Annotated in this window: 18 protein-coding genes; 8 read left to right on the top strand and 10 right to left on the bottom strand. The window is 74.7% G+C overall.

Annotated elements, in window-relative coordinates; all coding sequences use genetic code 11:
• Positions 1–6: 6 nt before the first annotated feature.
• Positions 7–255, top strand: a complete 249-nt coding sequence (locus QOZ88_RS11900; protein WP_305999976.1) for a type II toxin-antitoxin system Phd/YefM family antitoxin — start codon at positions 7–9, stop codon at positions 253–255.
• Positions 256–744: 489 nt separating this feature from the next.
• A complete protein-coding gene (locus QOZ88_RS11895; RefSeq protein ID WP_305999975.1) occupies positions 745–972 on the top strand; it encodes a hypothetical protein in 228 nt (75 codons plus the stop codon).
• A 10-nt stretch (positions 973–982) separates the two neighbouring features.
• Here the strand turns inward: QOZ88_RS11895 and QOZ88_RS11890 are convergent, their stop codons facing one another.
• Positions 983–1,390: a hypothetical protein gene (locus QOZ88_RS11890; protein WP_305999974.1), complete on the bottom strand. Its 408-nt coding sequence runs from the start codon at positions 1,388–1,390 to the stop codon at positions 983–985.
• 495 nt (positions 1,391–1,885) lie between these two features.
• Here QOZ88_RS11890 and QOZ88_RS11885 point away from each other — a divergent pair, with 495 nt between their 5' ends.
• The 4 genes from QOZ88_RS11885 (at position 1,886) to QOZ88_RS11870 (ending at position 5,562) form a co-directional block, all read left to right on the top strand.
• Positions 1,886–2,665 carry a glycerophosphodiester phosphodiesterase gene (locus tag QOZ88_RS11885; protein ID WP_305999973.1) on the top strand — a complete coding sequence of 260 codons (780 nt, stop codon included), beginning with the start codon at positions 1,886–1,888 and terminating at the stop codon, positions 2,663–2,665.
• A gap of 271 nt (positions 2,666–2,936) precedes the next feature.
• Positions 2,937–4,292, top strand: coding sequence for an MFS transporter (locus QOZ88_RS11880; RefSeq protein ID WP_305999972.1), 1,356 nt, complete (start codon positions 2,937–2,939; stop codon positions 4,290–4,292).
• Positions 4,289–5,026 (top strand): thymidine kinase, encoded by a 738-nt coding sequence (locus QOZ88_RS11875; protein WP_305999971.1) that lies wholly within the window; start codon positions 4,289–4,291, stop codon positions 5,024–5,026. The genes QOZ88_RS11880 and QOZ88_RS11875 overlap by 4 nt, the downstream gene beginning before the upstream one ends.
• 191 nt (positions 5,027–5,217) lie before the next feature.
• The gene (locus QOZ88_RS11870; RefSeq protein ID WP_305999970.1) at positions 5,218–5,562 is read left to right on the top strand and encodes an RNA polymerase-binding protein RbpA; all 345 of its coding nucleotides are present in this window, start codon (positions 5,218–5,220) and stop codon (positions 5,560–5,562) included.
• A gap of 140 nt (positions 5,563–5,702) precedes the next feature.
• Here QOZ88_RS11870 and QOZ88_RS11865 read toward each other — a convergent pair whose 3' ends face one another.
• The 4 genes from QOZ88_RS11865 to QOZ88_RS11850 form a co-directional block, all read right to left on the bottom strand.
• Positions 5,703–6,209 carry an FxsA family protein gene (locus QOZ88_RS11865; RefSeq protein ID WP_091932536.1) on the bottom strand — a complete coding sequence of 169 codons (507 nt, stop codon included), beginning with the start codon at positions 6,207–6,209 and terminating at the stop codon, positions 5,703–5,705.
• 63 nt (positions 6,210–6,272) lie between these two features.
• The gene (locus QOZ88_RS11860) at positions 6,273–7,046 is read right to left on the bottom strand and encodes a polyprenol monophosphomannose synthase (RefSeq protein WP_305999969.1); all 774 of its coding nucleotides are present in this window, start codon (positions 7,044–7,046) and stop codon (positions 6,273–6,275) included.
• On the bottom strand, positions 7,043–8,680 hold the full coding sequence (gene lnt / locus QOZ88_RS11855; protein ID WP_305999968.1) for an apolipoprotein N-acyltransferase: 1,638 nt from the start codon (positions 8,678–8,680) through the stop codon (positions 7,043–7,045). Before lnt ends, QOZ88_RS11860 begins: the two co-directional genes overlap by 4 nt.
• A 510-nt stretch (positions 8,681–9,190) precedes the next feature.
• On the bottom strand, positions 9,191–10,702 hold the full coding sequence (locus QOZ88_RS11850) for an amidohydrolase (protein WP_305999967.1): 1,512 nt from the start codon (positions 10,700–10,702) through the stop codon (positions 9,191–9,193).
• A 119-nt stretch (positions 10,703–10,821) separates the two neighbouring features.
• Here QOZ88_RS11850 and QOZ88_RS11845 point away from each other — a divergent pair, with 119 nt between their 5' ends.
• Positions 10,822–11,349 (top strand): GNAT family N-acetyltransferase, encoded by a 528-nt coding sequence (locus tag QOZ88_RS11845; protein WP_305999966.1) that lies wholly within the window; start codon positions 10,822–10,824, stop codon positions 11,347–11,349.
• Between the two features lie 9 nt (positions 11,350–11,358).
• Here the strand turns inward: QOZ88_RS11845 and QOZ88_RS11840 are convergent, their stop codons facing one another.
• Complete coding sequence (locus QOZ88_RS11840) at positions 11,359–12,216, bottom strand: lysophospholipid acyltransferase family protein (protein WP_305999965.1); 858 nt, start codon at positions 12,214–12,216, stop codon at positions 11,359–11,361.
• Between the two features lie 9 nt (positions 12,217–12,225).
• On the bottom strand, positions 12,226–13,395 hold the full coding sequence (locus QOZ88_RS11835) for a carboxylate-amine ligase (protein ID WP_306000051.1): 1,170 nt from the start codon (positions 13,393–13,395) through the stop codon (positions 12,226–12,228).
• A 174-nt stretch (positions 13,396–13,569) separates the two neighbouring features.
• Here QOZ88_RS11835 and QOZ88_RS11830 point away from each other — a divergent pair, with 174 nt between their 5' ends.
• Positions 13,570–14,415, top strand: coding sequence for a hypothetical protein (locus QOZ88_RS11830; RefSeq protein ID WP_305999964.1), 846 nt, complete (start codon positions 13,570–13,572; stop codon positions 14,413–14,415).
• A 10-nt stretch (positions 14,416–14,425) separates the two neighbouring features.
• On the opposite strand, the gene QOZ88_RS11825 is transcribed toward QOZ88_RS11830, so the two are convergent.
• Genes QOZ88_RS11825 through QOZ88_RS11815 form a run of 3 tightly spaced genes read right to left on the bottom strand, consistent with a single transcriptional unit; the run spans position 14,426 to position 18,159 of the window.
• Positions 14,426–16,561: an intein-containing Rv2578c family radical SAM protein gene (locus tag QOZ88_RS11825; RefSeq protein ID WP_305999963.1), complete on the bottom strand. Its 2,136-nt coding sequence runs from the start codon at positions 16,559–16,561 to the stop codon at positions 14,426–14,428.
• Between the two features lie 40 nt (positions 16,562–16,601).
• Complete coding sequence (locus QOZ88_RS11820; RefSeq protein WP_091932492.1) at positions 16,602–17,069, bottom strand: Lrp/AsnC family transcriptional regulator; 468 nt, start codon at positions 17,067–17,069, stop codon at positions 16,602–16,604.
• On the bottom strand, positions 17,044–18,159 hold the full coding sequence (locus tag QOZ88_RS11815; protein WP_305999962.1) for a M24 family metallopeptidase: 1,116 nt from the start codon (positions 18,157–18,159) through the stop codon (positions 17,044–17,046). The genes QOZ88_RS11820 and QOZ88_RS11815 overlap by 26 nt, the downstream gene beginning before the upstream one ends.
• Positions 18,160–18,318: the final 159 nt, after the last annotated feature.

The raw sequence follows: 18,318 nt of genomic DNA, 5'->3' as shown, positions 1-18,318 counted from the left end.
CAACTCGTGACGAGGACCGTGAACGTGCATGAAGCGAAGACGCACCTGTCCCGGCTGCTGGAAGCGGTCGAGGCGGGGGAGGACGTCGTCATCGCTCGCGCCGGCAAGCCGGTCGCCCGATTGGTGCCGGCCCTCAGGCGAACCGAGCGCCGGACCCCTGGGGCATGGCGGGGGCGCGGGTTCACCGCGCGAGAGCTCGTCCTCGTGTCGGCGGATCGACGCTTCGTCGACTACGGCATCCGGGTGCTCGGGTAGGAGGCGCTCGTCAGCCATTAGTTGACATAACGTCGATTATCGGCGCTACGGATGGGGTTCCCGGAAGGGGTTCGCAGCCGGTTCGCATCACCCCGGACCGCCCCGGTCAGCGCGCGTGCTGGTCGTGGCGTTGTCGCGGCCCCCTCCGTGTCCGGTGCCATCGTGCGGCGCCGGTCTTCGTCGCGGCGGTGTGCCGGACGGGCCGTGACAACGACGCCGGTAGCCGCCGGGCCGGTGCGGGTCCACGGGACGTCGATCGGTCTCGACCGGTCGCCGACTCCCGCATGAGTTGATCTTGATATCGAGCCTCGCCGGTCGCCCGTGACGGCTCGCGCCCCTCGTCGCGGCGTGCACCAGGCCCTGGGAGCCGTTCCGGTCGCCGCTCCCCCCATCCGCCCACACCACCGTCATTGCGTCACCGTGACGGAACGACGGTGGTGTGGGGTCGTTCGACGGGCGGCTGCCTGGGTGCCTTCGTAGGCTCGTCCCATGAGAACCCGACGACCGCTCGCCGCTCTGCTGACCTCGCTGGCGCTGTTCGGCGGAGGCGCCACGATGACCGGCTGCCAGGCGGCCGGGGACGATCAGAACGACGGCAGCACCGACGAGGTCGTCGACACGTTGAGCCCGGAGGAGGCCGACCGCGAGAACTTTCCGGACACCAGCGACCCGGAGGTCGACCAGAACACCGACGAGGACACGCAGGAGCCGGACTGAGCCGGATCCGTCAGCTGGAGCGTTCGTTGACCCAGAGCCGATCCAGCCGGCCCGTCGAGCGGACGAGGTCGGCCAGCGAACGCTCCAGCTCGGCCTTGGTCGGCCGTTCCTGCAGCAGCGTCTGCACGTCCTCGAGGGCGCAGCGCAACTGGTAGAGCCGGTCCTGCAGGCCGTCCAGCTCGGCCCGGGAGACGAGCACCACGTCGCCGGGCAGCCCGGCCTTCGCCGTCGCGGAGCGCTGCTCGTAGGCGCGCTGGCGGCAGGCCTGGCCGCAGTACAGCCGCGGCCGGCCGACCGAACCCTGCTGAGGGAGGACCCGGCGGCACCAGCCGCACCGCCGCTCCTCACCGCTCCCCCGGCTGGGGAGCGGCGCGACGGGGAGGGACGCCGTGCTGCCGGACGCGTGCTGCTGTGCCACGCCTGCGCACGGTAGACGTCCCCGCCGACAGTCTCAGGAGAAGACACGCCAGGACGCCACGCGGAAGCAGGCCGGCCGGATAGCCCAGTACGGCAACACCTGGGCGGTCCTGTGGGACATGACCACTGGGTCGAGACCCTGACGCACAGGCCCTCCTGACGATGTCGGTGAGATGGGTCTGCTGGTCAGTCGGCGCGAGCCCCCGTCACCGGCCGACGATGTGCGCTGACAGTCCGCTTCTGACCGCTCGGAAGTGGGCGTCATCGCACATCATCGGATGCTCGACCGTGCCGGGCGGCCCGCTCCGACCACACTCGTCTCGCGAGGGGGCGCGCAGGTCAGAAGGCTGGTTCGAGCGTCGACGCGGTGCGGAAGTCCCACATCTCTGCCCACGTGAGTTGCCGCACAGGGCGGGGCGTCGGGGGCACCCGGTCGGGCGCGGTTGCGCCGGCAGGGCCTCGCGGGGCGCCGGGAGGCTCCTACTAGCGTGGACGCGTGCCCGCCGCGCGCTTCGCCTTCCTGGATGCGCCGACACCGTTGGCCATGGCCCACCGCGGCGGGGCGATCGAGCACCTGGAGAACACCATGCCGGCCTTCGAGGCCTGCGTGGAGCTGGGGTACCGCTACCTGGAGACCGACGTGCAGGTGACGGCCGACGGCGTCCTCGTCGCCTTCCACGACCCCACCCTGGAACGGGTCACCGGCCAGAGCGGCCGGCTCGACGCCCTCGCGTGGGCGCAGGTCTCCGAGGCCCGGATCGGCGGCCGCGAGCCCATCGTCCGCCTGGAGGACCTGCTCGGGGCGTGGCCCGACGTCCGGTTCAACCTCGACATCAAGGCCGCCGGGGTGCTGGCCCCGCTCGTGCGGCTCGTGCGGCGCATGCAGGTCCTCGACCGCATCTGCCTGGGCTCGTTCTCCGACGCCCGCATCGCGGCCGCCCGGCGGCTGTTCGGCCCGGCGGTCTGCACCTCGCTGGGCCCCCGCGGTGTCGCGGCGCTGCGGTTGTCGTCCTACTCCCCCCGCGCCGCAGGCCTGGTGCGGATCTCGGCCGGCTGCGCGCAGGTGCCCCTGCAGCTCGGCGGGCGCGCGCTGGTCGACGAGCGCTTCCTCGCGGCGGCGCACGCGCGTGGGCTGCAGGTGCACGTGTGGACCGTCGACGACCCGGTCGAGGCCGAGGCGATGCTGGACCTCGGGGTGGACGGCATCATGACCGACCGGCCGGCGATGCTGCGCGGGCTGCTCGAGAAGCGCGGCCAGTGGGCGCCCCCGGCGTGAGCCGGCTCCGCGACCGGTGGTCCCGCAGGCCGCCGCTGCCGGCCGCCGATCTCTCCTCGACGGGTTCCCTTTCGAGGGCAGTCGCTCTCTGCCCCGGCCAGCGGGGCACGGAGCGACTGCGCGCCGACCAGGTGCCCGACCCCGCGGGCCGATGGCTCCGGCAGCAGAGCCGCAGCCGGCGCGTGCCCGGGAGGCGTCGTCCCGGCGGACACCCCGTGGCCGCTCGGGGCCGGTGCTGGACCGGGGCCAACCTGCCTGGGAGCCTGCCGCGGTGAGCACCGCCGTCCCCGCCGCCGACCCGTCGGTGCCGCCGGCCGACCGCGCGCTCTCGCGCGAGCGCTTCGGCTGGTACTCCTACGACTGGGCGATGTCGGTCTTCAACACCTCGGTGACGACCGTCTTCCTCGGCCCCTACCTGACCGCGATCGCACGCGACGCCGCCGGTCCGGACGAGCGGCTGTCGTTCCTCGGCCTGTCGATCGCGGCCGGGAGCTGGTTCTCCTACGTCCTGTCCGCGTCGGTCGTGCTGCAGGTGCTGGTGCTGCCGCTGACCGGTGCCGTCGCCGACCGCACCGGTCGCAAGCGGGAGATGCTCGCGGGCTTCGCGATCCTCGGCGCGCTCGCCACGACTGCCCTGTTCTTCGCCGGCGACGGCCGGTGGCTGATGGGCGCGCTCCTGTTCGTCCTGGCCAACATCAGCTTTGGGGCGGCCACCGTCGTCTACTACTCGTGGCTGCCCGACCTGGCCGGACCGGACGAGCGCGACAAGGTCTCCAGCCGGGGCTGGGCGTTCGGGTACGTCGGCGGGGCCCTGCTGCTCGCCGTCCACCTGGGGCTGGTCGTGGCGGCCGAGGACCTCGGGCTGACCACCGGCGAGGCGGTGCGCATCGCCCTGGCCACCGCCGGCCTGTGGTGGGGCGCCTTCACGCTGTTCTCGGTGTCCCGGTTGCGCAACCGGCCGGTGGCCGCCTCCGCGGTGCGGTCGGGCAGCAGCTTCCGGCAGCTGGTCACCACCTTCCGCGAGATGCGCGCCTTCCCGCTGACGCTGTGGTTCCTCGGCGCCTACCTGCTCTTCAACGACGGCGTGCAGACGGTGATCTCGCTGTCGGCCACGTACGCCACCGAGGAGCTCGAGCTGGCCCAGGACGTGCTCACCGGCGCGATCCTGATGGTGCAGGTCGTCGCGATCTTCGGCGCGCTGGGGCTCGGGCGGATGGCGGGCCGCTACGGGGCCAAGCGGGTCGTCCTGGGCGCGCTGGTGGCCTGGATCGGCGTCCTGCTGGCCGCCTTCTTCCTGCAGTCGGGCGCGGTCGCGCAGTTCTACGCGCTGGCCGCCGTCATCGGCCTGGTCCAGGGCGGCACCCAGGCGCTCTCCCGCTCGCTGTTCAGCCAGCTGATCCCGGCGGGCAAGGAGGCCGAGTACTACGGCTTCTACGAGATCAGCGACCGCGGCACCAGCTGGCTGGGCCCGCTCGCCTTCGGGCTCACCTACCAGCTCACCGGGTCCTACCGGCTCGCGATCGTCAGCCTGGTGGTCTTCTTCGTCGCCGGCTTCGTCGCGCTCGCGGCACTACCGATGCGCCGCGCCGTCCTCGCCGCCGGCAACACACCGCCGGAGGAGCTGTGACCTCATCCCTCGGGGGCGCCGCTCCCCCGCTGCCGAGCGCGGTCCCCGCCTCCGGCGACCGGCGCCGGCACCCGGCACCGGCGCACCTGCGGTTCTTCCACGGGCCCATGGACTGCGGGAAGTCCACCCTCGCGCTGCAGGTCGACCACAACCACAGCCGGCAGGGCCGGCACGGGCTGCTGGTCACCCAGGGCGACCGCTCCGCGTCGCCGCGGATCACCTCCCGGGTCGGGCTCTGCCGAGCGGCGATCCAGACCGACGCCGCCACCGACCTCCGGCTGCTGGTGCGCGACCGGTGGGCCGACGGCCACCGCGTCGACTACCTCATCGTGGACGAGGCGCAGTTCCTCTCCCGGGCGCAGGTGGACCAGCTGGCCGAGCTCGTCGACGAGTCGCACGTCGACGTCTACGCCTTCGGGTTGACGACCGACTTCCGCACCCGGCTGTTCCCCGGCACCCAGCGGCTGCTGGAGCTCGCCGACGACGTGCAGCGCATTCAGGTGGAGGTGCTCTGCTGGTGCGGCCTGCCCGGGCAGCTCAACGCGCGCGTCGTCGACGGGGTCATGGTCCGCTCCGGCGAGACCGTCGTCGTGGCCGACACCGCCCCCGCGGAGCTCCCCGGCGAGAGTGCCGGCGCCCCCGCCGTCCGGTACCAGGTGCTCTGCCGGCGGCACTACGTGCGCGGCGAACTGGGCCCCACCGCAGCCGGGCCGGGGCAGCTGGCCCTGCCCTGAGCGGCGTCCCTCACCCGTGCGAGGGGCGCCCGCGGCGCAGATCCCACCCCATGCGATGATGAGCAGCCGATTCGGCGGAATCTCTCCGCCTTTTCCGTCGTTCATCTCTCTGACTCCCCGGTTGCCTGGGTACTGCCCTGGCCACCGGACGTCGAGTCCCGACCGACACGAGCACGAGAGGACGGTGTGCCATGGGTGAGCGTTCCCTGCGCGGCAGCCGACTGGGCAGCGTCAGCTACGAGACCGAGCGGAACACCGCGCCCATCGAGCGGCAGTACGCCGAGTACCGGTGCCCCTCGGGCCACCTGTTCACGGTGCCCTTCGCCGACGATGCGGAGCTCCCCGACACCTGGGAGTGCAAGTTCGACGGCTCCGCGGCGAAGCTGGTCGGTGGCAGCGAGCCGGCGCCCAAGAAGGTGAAGCCCCCGCGCACGCACTGGGACATGCTGCTCGAGCGGCGCAGCGTCGAGGACCTCGAGGAGGTCCTCGCCGAGCGCCGCGAGGGGCGCCGGGTGCGGCGCACGCGCCCAAGCTGACGACGGACCCGCCTCCCGAGGCGGGCGGTACCACCGTCTTCCGGACGGCCCCGGTGGAGAGATCCACCGGGGCCGTCCGTCGTCGGTGGGTGCAGGGCCCGGCGCACCGGCCTGCGGTACTACCCGGGGCGGTGGTTCGCTCAGGGCCGCCGGTCGGGGTCCCGGAGCACCTCGCCCTCGATGACGAGCGGCTCGGCGGGCCGGTAGGCATCGGTCGCGTCCACCGGCGCGGTGCGGGTGCTGCCCACCCGCACCGGTCCGCGCAGGTGCTCGGGCAGCCGGGCGAGGACCACCCGCCGGAGCGCGCCGCGCACCAGGCCGCGCGTGCCCGGCAGCAGGCACAGCAGCCCGATGAGGTCGCCGAGGAACCCCGGCAGGACCATGAGCAGCCCGCCGACGGCGACGAGCCCGGCGTTCCCGAGCTCGCGGCCTGCGGCCTCGCGCGAGCGCGCCCGCTGCCGCAGGTCGGCCAGCGTGCGCCGCCCCTGGCTGGCCAGCAGCACCCAGCCCAGCACGCTGGTGACCAGGGTGGCGACGATCGTCCACCCGAGGCCGATCCAGGCGGCGACCAGGACGAAGACCACCAGCTCCGCCAGCGCGGTCAGCCCCACCACCGTGCGCAGTCTCCGACGCACCACGTCAGCCACGTCGCCTCCTCCCTCTCGGTCGTCGCCTCGCCGCTCCCCCGCCGGCCGGGGCCGGGCGGGGCGCTACCGTCCGGCCGGGTCGGCCGGGCGGGTCACCGGCGGGCGCGCACGGCCCGGCAGCCAGTCGGCCAGCCGGTCCTGCACGCCCCACACGGTCACGCGGGCCCACGCCTCTCCAACGATCGAGCCGCTCATCTTGCTCCGGCCGAAGGCGCGTTCGGTGAACGTGATGGGCACCTCGGTGACGCGGGCCCCCGCCCGGAGCGCCCGCCAGGCCCAGTCGACCTGGAAGCAGTACCCCTCGCTGGCCACCTCGTCGAAGGGCAGCCGGTCGATCAGCTCGGCCCGGGCGGCCCGGAAACCGCTGGTGGCGTCGCGCAGCGGCAGCCGCAGCACCCAGCGCGTGTAGCGGTTGCCCACGCGCGAGAGCAGCAGCCGGTGCGCCGGCCAGTCCTCGACCCGGCCGCCGTCGACGTAGCGCGAGCCCAGGACCAGGTCGGCGTCGGCCAGGGCGGCGAGCAGGTCGGGCAGCTGCTCGGGCGGGTGCGACCCGTCGGCGTCCATCTCGACCAGCACGTCGTAGCCGTGCTCGCGGGCCCAGCGGAAACCGGCCACGTAGGCGCGGCCGAGCCCGGCCTTCGCGCTGCGGTGCAGCACGTGGACGCGCGGGTCCGCGGCAGCCCGCTCGTCGGCGATCGCGCCGGTGCCGTCGGGCGAGGCGTCGTCGACCACCAGGGCGTGCGCCTCCGGGACGCTGGCGTGCAGGCGGTCCAGGACCCGGGCCAGGTTCTCGGCCTCGTTGTAGGTGGGGATGACCACCAGGACGCGCCCGGTCACGCCCGGGTCGCCCTGCGCCGCCGGAGGACCGCCTGCAGCACCGCACCCAGGCCGAGGGCGGTGAGCAGCGCCTCCGGCACCACGCCGAGGCGCTGGGCGATCGTGCGGTCGTCGCGCAGGGCGATCTCCTCCACGAACACCGCCGGCTCGAAGAGCTCGGAGGAGCGGACGACGGTGCCGTCCGGGGCCACCACGGCCGAGATGCCGCTGGTGGCGGCCACGGCGACGGTGCGCCCGAACTCGACCGCGCGCACCCGGCTCATCGCCAGCTGCTGGGCGCTCTCGTCGGTGTGGCCGAAGGTGGCGTTGTTGGTCTGGACGACGAGCATGCCGGCGCCGCCGTCGACCACGTCGCGCACGAGGCCGTCGTAGACCACCTCGAAGCAGATCAGGTCCCCGAGGCGGATCCCGGCCACGTCGAGCACCCCGGCCTCGTCGCCCGCGGCGAAGTCGCGGCGCACGAGGTCGACCTTCTCGCTGAAGAGCCGGAAGAAGTCGCGGGCGGGCACGTACTCGGCGAAGGGCACCGGGTGGCGCTTCACGTAGGTCTGCCCGGGCCCCTCCTCCGGGGACCAGACGATCGCGGTGTTGCTGATGAACTCGCCCGGTCCGTCGACGACCGCGCCGACGAGCACCGGCGCGCCGACGGCGTCGGCCGCCCGCTGGATCTGCGCCGCGGCGTCGGCGTTGCGGTAGGGGTCGATGTCCGAGCTGTTCTCCGGCCACAGGACGACGTCCGGGCGCGGCTGCCGGCCCGCCGCCACCTCGTCGGCGAGCCGCAGCGTCTGCTGGACGTGGTTGTCCAGCACCGCCCGGCGCTGGGCGTTGAAGTCGAGGCCGGCGCGAGGCACGTCGCCCTGGATGACGGCGACGGTGGTGGTGGGGCCGCGCGCGGTGAGGGACTCCCCCGGCAGCGGCACCCAGGCCAGCGCGCCGACGAGCGGGACGGCCAGCACCCCGGCCAGCGCGGCCGAGATCCTGCGCGACCTGCGGGCGCGGGTGCGTGCGGTGACGGCGGCCAGCAACGCGGCGGCCAGCAGGGTGCCGGTGAGGGCGACGGCGAACCCGACCAGGGGGACGCCGCCGTACGCGGCGAACGCCAGGAAGGGACCCTCGGTCTGGGAGAAGCCGAGCCGCCCCCAGGGGAAGCCCCCGAAGGGGAACCGGCCCCGCACGGCCTCGACGGCCACCCACAGGGCGGCCGCCCACAGCGGCCAGGCGGGGAGCCGGGAGGTGAGCGCGGTGAGCCCGCCGAGGGCGGCCAGGTACAGCGCCTGGCTGACGGCGAGCGCCAGCCACGGGAAGGCCCCGACGTAGACGCCGGTCCATGACAGCAGCGGCACGAAGAACGTGAGGCCGGTGACGAGGCCGAGCCAGAGGCCCGCGCGCATGCGGCAGCCGTGGACGGCGACGGCCAGGGCGGCCGGGCCCAGCACGGCCAGCGCGATCAGGTCGTACCCCGGGAAGGCGAGGAACATGGCCAGCCCGCCGGCGGCGGCCAGGAGGGTGCGCCACGGTGCACGGGACCAGCGGGGGCCGCGTCCGGTCGACGGCGGCGCGGCCGGACCGGCACCACCGTGGCCGGCCGTCCGCGGGAGCGTCCCGGTCCCCGGCCCGCCAACGCCTGCGGGCACCCAGCGCCTCCCCGGTGCAGCCGCCCTGCGCGGGCGGGACCTCCCCGCACCGTTCGGGCGGGGTCCGGACCGCGGTGTCCACGCGGTCCCGACCCAGCATCCCATCCCGGCGGCGCAGGCGAGCGCGGCTGTCGCCGCACCACCCCTCCGAGCCGCCGGACCCCTTTCCCGGACGCGCCGGCGGTCGCCCCCCGCGGACGGCGCACCTTCGGGCCGGGCGGCCGGTCGCTGGGTGCGAGCGGCGCGACCGTTGTCTGATGGCGCGGGTCCACGCGGGCTCCGCCGGGGTACCCGCCCGCGGTCTCCGGCCGGCCCGCCCGCCCTCGGCGGCCCGGGTGCGCTCCGGGAGGGAGCGACGGCCGTGAGGACGGACGCGCCTGCCGGGGGACGTGCGTGCGGTGCTCCCGGTCAGGAACTGCAGGGACTGTAAGAAGTGCGGGGCCGCGTTTCGAGACCCTGAGCACCTCCGGGTCGCAGTGTGATCGGATCGTTACTGATCGTCGCGTGTCCTCATGGCGCCTCCACGACCTGCCCGTCGACGACCAGCTCCGCGCACCCCGGTCGGGCGCGCGCCGCCAGCACGTCGGACAGCCCCTGGTCGGTGGCCCACAGGGCGAGGTCCGCCGGCGCCCCCACGGCCAGCGGCCCGGCCGGGTGCTCGGCCCGGACGGCGACCCAGCCGCCGTGCGTGGCGGCGTCGAAGGCATCGAAGGGCCGCAGCCCGGACTCCCGGTTCCGGTGGTCGACGGCGGCGTGCACCGCACCCCAGGGGTCCAGCGGGGTGACCGGCGCATCGCTCCCCAGGGCCAGGACGACCTCGGCGTCGGCGAGATCGGCCAGCGGGTTGGTGGCCAGCGCCCGCTCGACGCCGAGCCGTTCGGCGTACATCCCCGAGTCCCCGCCCCACGCCGCGTCGAAGGCCGGCTGCACGCTGGCGACCATCCGCCACGCCCGCATCCGCCCGATGACCGCCGCGGTGGGCATCTCCAGGTGCTCGAGCCGGTGGCGGCAGGCCCGGACGGCGGCGAACCCCAGCTCCGCGACGACCACGCCCACGGCGTCCAGGACCTGCTCGACGGCGGCGTCACCGATGACGTGGAAGCCGGCCTGGATCCCGGCCGCGGTGCAGGCGCGCACGTGCTCGACGAGCGCGGCCGAGTCGAACCGCAGCGCGCCGGAGGTGTGGGGCCGGTCGCTGTAGGGAGCGCTCAGCGCGGCGGTGTGCGAGCCGAGGGCGCCGTCGCAGAACAGGTCGCCCCCGGCACCCGCGAGCCCGAGCTCGCGCACGAGGTCCAGCCCCCCGCGCTCGGAGAGCTCACCCCAGTACCCCACGACGCGGGGCCCCGGGACCTCGGCGGCCAGGGCCAGCAGCTGCCGGAGGTCATCGGCCGAGGAGACCTCCGGGCCGGCCATCTCGTGCAGGCTCCCGATCCCCAGGGCGGCGGCGGTCCGGCGCGTGGCGTGCTGGGCGGCAGCCCGTTGCACGGCCCCGACCGCCCCGTACGCGGCCTGGCGGGCGGCGTGGTGGGCGTCCAGGCGCAGCCGCCCGTCGGGCGAGAAGCCGGGCAGCGCGGCGATGCCGGGCACGAGGTCGAGCAGCGCGGTGGAGACCGTGGCCGAGTGGACGTCGACGCGGGCCAGGTAGACGGGCCGGCCGGCGACCACGGCGTCGACGTCGGCTCGCGTGGGCCCCCGCCCCTCGGGCCAGCCGGTCTCGTCCCACCCGGTGCCCAGGACGATGCCGGCGGGAGCCGCCGCGACGTGGTCGCCCAGGGAGGCCATCGCCTCAGCAAGGCTCAGGCTCGAGTGGAGGTCGAGACCGGTCAGGGCAAGGCCGGTCGCCGTCGCGTGCACGTGCGCGTCCACGAACGCGGGGGTGAGGAGCGCCCCCTCCCCCGCGACCACCCGGTCCGCCCGGGGCGCGTCCGCCGCGGCGCCGGTCCAGGCGATCCGGCCGCCCACCACGTGCAGCGCACGGCCGGGCCGGTCACCCACCCGCACATCGGTGAGCAGCAGGCTCACGTCGGTTCCTCTCTCCTCGCCGTCGCCTGCCGGGACGGCTGGCCGACGAGTAGGAGACCACGACCGTGTCCGGCGGGATCCGGGTGGCCGGGTGCGCCGGCCGGCGGTAGGCAGGGGCGATGGGTGGCGACGGGGCGGAGCTGCGGACCGGACGGTTGCGCCTCCGCCCGTGGACCACGGGCCCGGCGGACCTCGCCCGGCTGTGCGACCTCTACGGCCGCGAGGAGGTGACCCGCTGGCTGGGCGGGACACCGTCGGTCCCGCCGGCGGAGCTCGTCGAGCGCTGGGCGGAGGTGCACCGGCGGGACGGGCGGTTCCTGTGCTGGGCGATCGAGCGGCCCGACGGCGTCCCGGCGGGCACGGTGCTGCTCAAGCCGCTGCCCGACGGCGTGGGCGAGGTGGAGGTGGGCTGGCACCTGCACCCCGACTCGTGGGGGCACGGCTACGCCACCGAGGCGGCGCGGGCAGTCATCGAGCGCGCCTTCACGCTCGGCCTCCCCGAGGTGTACGCCGTCGTCCGGCCCGGCAACGAGCCGTCGATCGCGGTGTGCCGGCGCCTGGGCATGACGCCGCTGGGGCGGCTGCGCCGCTGGTACGACGTCGAGCTGGAGGCGTTCCGCCTCATGGCGCCGGTGGTGGTGGAGTGAGCCGGCCGGTCAGCGGCGGAGCAGCCCGGTGAGCCGGGCGATCGGCGACTTCTTCCTCTGCTTGACCTCACGGCCGGCGGCGCGGACCGTGTCGGCGGCGGCCGCCTCCGACGGCGTCGGCGCAGCGCCCCCGAGGTGGGCAGGGAGCCACCAGCGGTCGTCGTTCCCGGTGGGCCGGTCGGGGTAGCTGCGCTGCGCCTCGTCGAGCAGCGCCTCCATGGCGGCGCGGGTGCGGCCCAGCACCGCGGCGATCTGCTCGCCGGGCTCGGCCAGGATCGGCTCGCCGAGGACCACCGTCACCGGGATCCCGCGGCGCAGCTCCACCTTGTGGTTCTTCGTGGCCACGCGGTGCCCGCCCCAGACGGCGGCCGGGATGATCGGCACCCCGGAGTCGATGGCCATGCGGGCGGCCCCGGCCTTGAGGTCCTTCACCGTGAAGCTGGTGCTGATGGTCGCCTCGGGGAAGACGCCGACGACCTCACCGTCCTTGAGAGCACGGACGGCGGCCTCGAACGCCGCCGAGCCCGCCTTCCGGTCGACCGGGATGTGCTTCATGGCCCGCATGAAGCGGCCGGCGAACCAGTGCTCGAACACCGGTGACTTCGCCATGAACCGCACCAGCCGGTGCTGCGGGAGCGCCGCGAGGCCGAGGAACGTGAAGTCGAAGAAGCTCACGTGGTTGCTGCAGATGATCGCGCCGCCAGTGGTCGGCACGTGCTCCGCACCGCGGACGTCGAACCGGAAGCGGAGCAGGCGGAAGACCACCAGCGCCAGCCGGATGATGGTGCGGTAGGGCCTGTCCCGGGGGTCGGGCGAGGGCCCGAACAGCCCGGGACGGCCGACGTCGCGCCAGTTCGCGGTGTACATGGCGGGAATCTAACGGCTGGCCACGGCGGCCGCCCGGGGGGTCGCCTCCCCCGTGGTGGCCTCGACCGCCGCCCGGACGACGGCGGCGAGGTCCCCGGTCTCCCGGTGCACCTGCCGCTGCAGGTCCGCCCCGGTGCCTCGGGCCAGGAGGGCGGCCACCCCGTCGCCCACCAGCCGTTCGTCCCCCGCCTCGGCCAGTGCGGGGCGGACGTGGTCAAGCAGGTCGGCGAGGACGTCGGCCGCCGGAGCCGGCCGACCGGTGCGCGGGTGCACCAGCTCGCCGGCGAGCCCGGAGCGGGAGGCGCGCCAGCCGGCGAGGCGGAGCACCTCGGCCGGCATCTCGGGGACCGCTCCCCCGGCCCGGGCGTCCCGGGCGGCGGTCTCGACCAGGCCGCGCACCAGCCCGGTGAGCGTGACGACGTCCTCGACGCGCAGCAGCACGTCGGCGGTGCGGACCTCGACGGTGGGCCAGTTCGCGGACAGGCGGGCGTCGAAGTACACCATCCCGTCGTCCAGGACGGTCCGCGTCGCCAGCACCGCCGCGACGAGCCGGTGGTACTCCCCCGCGTCGCGGAACGGTCCGGCGGGGCCCGCGGAGGGCCACCGGTGCCAGACCTGCGACCGGAAGCTCGCGTAGGAGGTGTCCAGGCCCTGCCAGAACGGCGAGTTGGCGCTGAGCGCCGTCAGCACGGGCAACCAGACACGGATGCGGTTCAGCACCGCGACGCCTTCCTCGTCGTCGGTCACCGACACGTGCACGTGGCAGCCGCAGGTGAGGACCTCCTCGGCGGTCCGCCCGAACGCCTCGTGCAGCCGCCCGTACCGCTCCCCCTCCGTGGGGACCGGCGCCACGTCGACCGGTGAGGTGGCGAGCGCGGCGACGCGGGAACCCACGGCGGAGGCCGCCGCGTCGGCCCGGGACCGCCAGTGCCGCAGCTGGGCGCCGACCTCGGCCAGCGTGGTGCACACCGGCGTCCCGAGCTCGAGCTGCTGTGCCTTCAGCTCGGGCACCAGGTGGGCGGTCTCCGGGACGTCGACGTCGCTGCCCTGCTCCTCGAGATCGTGCTGGTGGACGTCCTCCCCCTCGCCTCGCCGCGCCGCGATCAGCAGGGTCTCCGGCGCCCGGGCGACGGGGATGCCGTCCGCATCGACCACCAGCAGTTCCTCTTCGACACCCATCGTCCGCACGGCTCCATGATCCGGAGGGTGGTCGCCCGTCGCAGGGTCGACGACCGACCTCACTTTCCCGTGGTCGTTGTTGCTATGGCGCCCGGAGGGCGTCGCAGGTTTGGTTCGGCAGGTGACCACGAAGTATTTGTGTATATTTGTTGGGGATAACGGTAGTGTTCGACCATGCCTCGTGCGTGGCAGCAGCCGCTGCCCGACATGCCCGCCCCGCCACCGGCGCGCGCCTGGGCGCGGCTGCGACCACCGCCGGGGTACGAGGACCAGTGGCGCCGTCTGGCCGACGCCGCGCTGGAACTGGACCGGGGCCCCGACGAGCTGGCGGCCGAGGGGCTCGACGAGCTGGCCGCCGCACGGGGCTGGAAGCCGGCCACCGTCGCGCTGTACAGCAAGGTCGCCCGGTACGGCGGGCTGGCGCTGCCGCTGCCCGTCACGCCCGAGCCGGATCCGCCGCAGCTCGACCTCCGCCCACTCACCCGCATCCGGGCCGAGGACCCCGAGCACCTGCGGTCGGTGGCCTGGTGCTCGCTCGCCCTGGGCTGGCCTGCCCCGGTGGGGACGTTCCGCTCCCTGCGGCGGGACCAGGTGCGGGCGACCGCACGCCGCCTGCTGATCACGACCGACGACGGCGAGTGGGCCGTGGCCGGCGCGGTCACGGCGTGGCACGCCTGGGAAGCGACGCGGGCGGCGTTCCCGGCGCTGGCCGCGAGCCCGTGGGTGCTGCCGGCGCTGCGCCGCGGCCCCGGCCTGGACTCGCGCGTCGGGGGACGGCTGTCCAACCAGGCGCTGCAGGCCACCTTCACCAAGCACGTGCGCTCGACCGTGGGCTACCTCCGGGCGACGGTCACGCCGTCCCGGAGGGAAGCGGTGGAGGAGCTCGCCGCCGCCTACCGGCTGCTCTCGTACGACAGCTACCGCCGGCTGGCGCTGGCGGCCGGCGCCCCGCCGGTCGGGGCCCGGGGCGTCGTCCGTGCCGCCCGGGTCGCCGCCCGGTCGGCGCGGGCCGGCGGCTGACGGCGCCGGCTCACAGGAGGGTCAGCTGCTCGGCCGGGGCGGTCGTCGCACCCGTGGCCGGCGTGCCCGGCGTGCGCGACGGCAGGCTGCCGGTGGGGAAGCCCACCTCCTCGTCGCCCGGCACACCGGTGACCTCCACTTGGCGCGCCGCGCCGCCGGACCGCCGGTCCAACCCGTGCCGGGCCAGCAGGGGTGCCACCTGCCGGGCAAGCCAGGTGCGGTACTCCGCCGGCACGTAGGCGCGGCGGGCGTAGAGCCGCTCGTACCGCGCCACCAGCTCCGGGTGGGCGCGGCCCAGCCAGGCCATGAACCACTCCCGGGCCCCCGGCCGCAGGTGCAGCGGGATGACGGTCACCCCCGTCGCGCCCGCCGCCGCGATCGCCCCCAGGGCGGCGTCCAGGTGCTTCGGGGAGTCGGTGAGGCCGGGCAGGACGGGCGCGAGAAAGACGCCGCAGGAAAGCCCGGCGTCGGCGAGGGCGCGGACCAGCTCCAGCCGCGCCCGCGGGGTGGGGACGCCGGGCTCGAGGGCCGCGTGCAGGTCGTCGTCCCAGATGGCGATCGAGACGCCCAGCCCCACCGGGACGTCGCGGGCCGCCGCCGCGAGCAGCGGCACGTCGCGCCGCAGCAGCGTGCCTTTCGTCAGGATCGAGAACGGCGTACCCGACCCGGCGAGAGCGTCGATGACGCCGGGCATGAGCCGGTAGCGGCCCTCCGCGCGCTGGTACGGGTCGGTGTTCGTGCCGAGGGCCACGTGCTCCCGCTGCCACGACGGCCGGGCCAGCTCGCGCCGCAGCACCTCGACCAGGTTGGTCTTCACCACGACCTGCGTGTCGAAGTCCCGGCCGGAGTCCAGCTCCAGCCACTCGTGCGTCCGGCGGGCGAAGCAGTTGTGGCTCACCACGCCGTTGGCGATGAAGTCACCGGTGCCCGTGGTGATGTCGTACATCGGCACCTCGAGGCCGATGTCCTCCACGCTGACCACCCGCAGATCGACCTTGCTCTTGATCGCGGTGCCCTGCAGTCGGCACTTCCTGCGGATGGCGGGATCGACCAGGTGGATGAACCGCAGGTGCTCCTTCAGCCCGCCGCGCAGACGGACGGTGCGCACCCGGTTGGGTCGTCCTGGGTCCTCCAGGATGCTGTCGAAGTCGTGTGCGGCGAATGCCGCGCTGGTCCGGGTGAGCATCTCGTCGTCCGCATTGCTCACGCGCACGATGTGCTGGCTCCGACTCCCCTCCGCATCGAAGATGCCGGCGAGGAAGCCGCGGCTCCACTCGGCCGACGGATCGGTGGGCCAGCGCACCAGAGCCCGAATGTCAGCAACGGCTTGACCTCGCGAAGCGCGTACTCCGTGCATGGCCCGGCGTCTCTCCGACGCCGGCGTGAAGGCGAAGAATGCAGTAGCGATGCCCTCCTGCTCCAGGTACCCCTGGGTGCGGAGGAGCGCGTCGAGGTCGATCAGCGCCAGCCGGAACCGGTGGGCGAGGCCTGGTCGTCCGTTCGCCCGCCGATACGCGTACGTCCCGAGCATCGCATCCCCGCGGATCATCCCCGTGAGGTATCCGCGCCGGTACTCAGCGGTCTCCTTGGGCGTCGCGGCGGTGAGGCCGAAGCCGAGCATCTCATCGTTGGGGGTGAGGTGCGGACGCTGGCCGATTCCCGAGCCCGTGCCGGTGACATGTTTCCAACTGCGTCCGGTGAGGAACCGGTGGTCACCGCTCGCCACCAAGGTGGTGCCGTCGGCGAGGGTGACACGGTAGGCCGGTTTGACCGTCGACCAGTGCGCGAGCACCTCGGTCTCCACGTAGAAGCGGTACCGGCCACGCTTCTCCGTCCCGACGATCCGCTCGCCGACCGTGAGATCCGCGATCCGCACCTGGCGACCGTCCGCCATCAGGACGAGTGTGTCTCCCCCCAGGCAGTACACGCACGAATGGGAGCAGCCCCGGTAGGGGTTGATGCTCCACGGGAAGGGCATCGCCGACTCCCCCGGCACGCGGTTCAGCGCGCTCTTCGACCGCACCTCGTGGAAGGTCAGCCCCGGGTACTCCGGCACCTGCACGCTGCGCAGCAGGCCCCGGATGCTGGGCATGCCGGGCAGCGCCCCGGGCTCGTCGAGGTCCAGCCGCTGTGCGTCCCACCGCATGCCCCCATCCGAACACACGTTCGAACGGGTGTCCACCCGGTCAGATCGGCGGCCGCGCCTCGTAGGACGTCGAGAGCACGACCGTCGTGCGCGTGGTGACGTTCGCGGCGGACCGGATCTCCTTGAGCAGGTTCTCCAGCGCGTCCGGCGAGGCCACCCGCACCTTGAGGATGTAGCTCTCGACCCCCGCCACGGCGTGGCACTCCTCGATGGCGTCGAGGTGCGCCAGCAGCGTGGGCGCGTCGTCGGTCTGCGCGTCGGTCGGGGTGATCGACACGAACGCCGTCAGCGGCAGCCCGATCTGGGTGGCGTCCAGCGTCGCCCGGTAGCCGGTGATCAGGCCGCGCTGCTCGAGCCGGCGCACCCGCTGGTGCACGGCCGAGACCGACAGCCCCACCCGCTCGGCGAGATCGGTGAAGCTCGCCCGCCCGTCCCGCGCCAGCGCCGCCATGAGCGCCCGGTCGACGTCGACGGCGCCGGGCTCAGCCGGGGAGTTCGACGAGCCCACGGGGACCGTTGTTCAGGACGCGGACGCCGTCGTCGGTGCAGACGACGATGTCCTCGATGCGGGCGCCGTGGCGGCCGGGCAGGTAGATGCCGGGCTCCACGGAGAAGGCCATGCCGGGCTCGAGCGGGAGCCGGTTGCCGGCCACGATGTAGGGCGCCTCGTGGGTGTCCAGCCCGATGCCGTGCCCGGTGCGGTGGATGAAGTACCCGCCCCAGCCGGCGTCGGCGATGACCGTGCGGGCGGTGGCGTCGATCTCCTCGGCGGGGACCCCCGGGCGCACCGCTGCGGTCGCCGCCTGCTGCGCGGCGTGCAGCACGGCGTACCACTCGGCCACCTCGGCGTCCGGGCTGCCGCCGACGACGTAGGTGCGGGTGCAGTCGGAGCGGTAGCCCGTGGCGGTCTCGCCACCGATGTCGACGACGACGAGGTCACCGGCCTCGACGACGCGGTCGGAGAGCTCGTGGTGCGGGCTGGCCCCGTTCGGGCCGGACCCCACGATGGTGAAGTCGACGGCGACGTGCCCCTCGGCCAGGATCGCCGCGGCGACGTCGGCGCCCACCTCGGCCTCGGTGCGGCCGACGGTGAGCCACTCCCCCATGCGCGCGTGCACCCGGTCGATCGCCGCGCCCGCCAGGGCCAGCTCCTCGACCTCGGCCGGCGTCTTCACCATTCGCAGCTGGTCGACGACCGGCGACGCCAGCTCCAGCACCGCGCCGGGCAGGGCGCGCTGGACACCGAGGGCGTGCTCGGCCCAGGTGCGGGAGCCGACGGCGACGCGGCCGGGCGCGGCGCCCAGGCGGCCGACGGCGGCACCGGCCAGGACGGCGAACGCGTCGTCGGTCTCGTCCCACGCGAGGACCTCGAGCCCGAGCGCGCCCGCGGGGGCGGCGTCGACCATCGGCGCCTCCAGCCGCGGCACCACCAGGAACGGCTCGCCGCGTCGCGGCACCGCGAGGGCGGTCAGCCGTTCCATCGCGTGGGCGGCGTACCCGCACAGGTAGCGCAGGTCGGCGCCCGGGGTGAGCACGAGCAGGTCGACCCCCAGCTCGCCGGCGACCGCGCGTGCGGCGTGCAGCCGGTCGAGTGTCACGAGCGGGCCGGATCCGGGTTCTGGCGCGTTTCCCACCGCCGCAGAGTAGCCAGGCGGGACGGGGGTGCTCCCGAATCGTTGCCGGACCGCTACCGTCCGCGGACGTGGGCGAGCGCACGAGGGACGAGCGGACGACGGCACCCGGCGCCGGGGGTGCGC

This window comes from Blastococcus carthaginiensis, assembly GCF_030731085.1.
GTDB classification, from domain to species: domain Bacteria; phylum Actinomycetota; class Actinomycetes; order Mycobacteriales; family Geodermatophilaceae; genus Blastococcus; species Blastococcus carthaginiensis.
The sequence above is the reverse complement of the archived record's forward strand: the minus strand, read 5'-3'. Positions and strand labels throughout refer to the sequence as shown.